Raw genomic sequence first — 2,600 nt, 5'->3', positions numbered from 1 at the left:
GTCAGCGCTTCTGCTTCGGCAATCGGATCATCCGCGTGCCGCTGAAGCGGTCATGCCGCGCCCCGACCCATTTTCGGTGACGGGGTATCGAACGCGCCGCAGCGCGCCGGGAAAACAATGCGTCAGCGCTTCTGCTTCGGCAATCGGATCATCCGCGTGCCGCTGAAGCGGTCATGCCGCGCCCCGACCCACTTCCGGTGACGGGGTATCGAACGCGCCGCAGCGCGCCGGGAAAACAATGCGTCAGCGCTCTGCTTCGGCAATCGGATCATCCGCGTGCCGCTGAAGCGGTCATGCCGCGCCCCGACCCACTTTCGGTGGCGGGGTATCGAACGCGCCGCAGCGCGCCGGGAAAACAATGCGTCAGCGCTTCTGCCTGGGCAGCCGGATCAGCCGCGTGCCGCTGATGCGGTCATGCCACGTCAACCGTTCCCGGTCCACCCACGCCCACCAGAACCCCAGTCCCGCCAACCCCAGCGACAGCGTGGCGACACCAAACCGCACCCACAGGGCGCGCTTCGAGGGCGCGCCGTCCCGCGCGTCCACCACCTTCAGTCGCCACGGACGCATGCCCAGGGTCTGCCCGCCACGGGCCCAGCTGAGCGTCGCGTACAGTCCGGCCACGCTCCAGCAGCACAGCCAGAGCAGGATCTGCAGCGGACTGTAGGGAGCGATGTTCTCGCGCGCGGCGTGGTGGCCCAGGAAGGTGTAGCCCACGGTGAAGGCCAGTGAAATCAGCATCCACAGCGCCAGCACCGGCCACACGTCATAAAGCAGTGCCAGCAGGCGCCAGCCGATCAGGGCACGGGGTTTTTCGACGGATGCGGCGGTCGCGGTCATCGTGAAAGGATAGCGTGCCGCGGGTGGGCGCGTATCCGCATGCAGGCACGGAGTCGGCGTTTCCGCCGAACTGGCCTAAGCTTGCGCGATGACTTCCCGCACGCCCGCCGAGCGCCGCCAGCAAGTACAGGCGCTGCCCCCCGTTCCCGACGCCGACGCCGCGGTCATCGCGGCGTTCCTGGATGCCACCTGGGCCGAGAGCGGCCTGGCGCGCCCTTCGCTGGACAGCTACCGGCGGGATCTGGAGGGCTTCGCGCGCTGGCGCAATGGCGCGCACGGCGGCTTGGCGCAGGCCGATCGCGCCGCCCTGTTCGACTACTTCGCCTGGCGTACCCGCGAAGGCTACTCGCCGCGCAGCAACGCGCGGCTGCTGTCGTCGCTGCGGGCCTTCTTCGCCCATCGTCTGCGCCGCGGCGATCGCGGCGACGACCCGACCGCCTTGCTGGATCCGCCGAAGCTGCCGCGCTCGCTGCCCAAGGCGCTGGCCGAGTCGGAGATCGACGCGCTGCTGGCGGCGCCGCTGACCGATACGCCCGAGGGCCTGCGCGATCGCGCGATGCTGGAGCTGATGTACGCGGCGGGACTGCGCGTCAGCGAACTGGTCAATCTGCCGGCGACCGCGGTCAATCTGCGCCAGGGCGTGATCCGGGTGACCGGAAAGGGCAGCAAGGAGCGGCTGGTGCCGCTGGGCGAGGAATCGCAGCACTGGCTGGAAACCTATCTGGCGCAGGCGCGGCCGGCGCTCGCCAACAAGCGCAGCCTGGCGGCGCTGTTCCTCACGCCGCGAGGCGAAGCGCCAAGCCGGCAGCAATTCTGGACCCTGGTCAAACGTTACGCCGCCGTGGCCGGCATCGATCCGGTACGGATCAGCCCGCACGGTCTGCGCCACAGTTTCGCCACCCATCTGCTCAACCGCGGCGCGGATCTGCGCGCGCTGCAACTGCTGCTGGGCCATAGTTCGCTGTCCACCACCCAGATCTACACCCTGGTCGCGCGCGAGCATCTGAAGCAACTGCACGGCAAGCACCATCCGCGCGCCTGAGACCCGGTTAATCGAACTGACTCGGGGCTGTGCGAGAATTGCCCGCATCCTGACTGGCCGCCCCCGGCGGAATTGAAACGAGATGCCGATGACCCGCCTTCTTTCCATCGCGCTGCTGGGCGCTTTCAGCCTCACCGCATGCGCGCAGGCACCGCAGGCGCCGGGCGCCGACAACAAGTCCGCGCCGGCTTCCGCCAATGCGGCTTCCAGCGGCGGTCCTGCCGATGCCAAGGTGCGCGAGGCGATCAAGCGACTCAATCCGCAGATCAGCGTCGAGTATGTCGGCGTGGCACCGCTGCCCGGCTTCCGCGAAGTGATCGCCGGCGGCCAGCTGGTCTACATCAGCGACGATGGCCGCTACCTGGTGCAGGGCGCGGTGGTCGACCTGCAGGGTGGCAACCGCGAACTGATGAAGGGCAGCCCGGCGATGGCGCGCTATCGAGCCGACCTGCTCAAGTCGGTGCCGCACGCCGATCGCATCGTGTTCTCGCCACCGAACGCCAAGTACACGGTCAGTGTGTTCACCGACATCGAATGCGGCTACTGCCGCAAGCTGCACAGCGAGATTGCCGAGATCAACCGGCAGGGCATCGCGGTGGAGTACCTGGCGTTCCCGCGCATGGGCCTGGGCAGCCAGGACCACAAGGACATGATCTCGGTCTGGTGCTCCACCGATCGCAAGAAGGCGCTGACGGAAGCCAAGTCCGGCCGCCCGGTG

At 68.3% G+C, this 2,600-nt stretch carries 3 protein-coding genes; 2 read left to right on the top strand and 1 reads right to left on the bottom strand.

Annotated elements, in window-relative coordinates; genetic code table 11:
- Window positions 1-363: 363 nt before the first annotated feature.
- Window positions 364-840, bottom strand: coding sequence for an RDD family protein (locus ACTJI2_RS11530; RefSeq protein ID WP_203323474.1), 477 nt, complete (start codon window positions 838-840; stop codon window positions 364-366).
- An 88-nt stretch (window positions 841-928) separates the two neighbouring features.
- On the opposite strand from ACTJI2_RS11530, the gene xerD reads away from it, so the two are divergent.
- Both xerD and ACTJI2_RS11520 read left to right on the top strand, forming a co-directional pair.
- Window positions 929-1,882, top strand: coding sequence for a site-specific tyrosine recombinase XerD (xerD, locus tag ACTJI2_RS11525; protein WP_203323473.1), 954 nt, complete (start codon window positions 929-931; stop codon window positions 1,880-1,882).
- An 88-nt stretch (window positions 1,883-1,970) separates the two neighbouring features.
- Window positions 1,971-2,600 (top strand): disulfide isomerase DsbC N-terminal domain-containing protein (locus tag ACTJI2_RS11520; RefSeq protein WP_440842147.1); only part of this gene is annotated, 630 nt, incomplete at its 3' end.

Source organism: Pseudoxanthomonas sp. 22568 (assembly GCF_052044485.1).
GTDB lineage: Bacteria > Pseudomonadota > Gammaproteobacteria > Xanthomonadales > Xanthomonadaceae > Pseudoxanthomonas_A > Pseudoxanthomonas_A beigongshangi.
The sequence above is the reverse complement of the archived record's forward strand: the minus strand, read 5'-3'. Positions and strand labels throughout refer to the sequence as shown.

Coding starts and splice junctions, on each gene's coding strand:
- xerD (WP_203323473.1), top strand. CDS start 929: ATGACTTCCCGCACGCCCGCCGAGCGCCGCCAGCAAGTACAGGCGCTG.
- ACTJI2_RS11530 (WP_203323474.1), bottom strand. CDS start 840: ATGACCGCGACCGCCGCATCCGTCGAAAAACCCCGTGCCCTGATCGGC.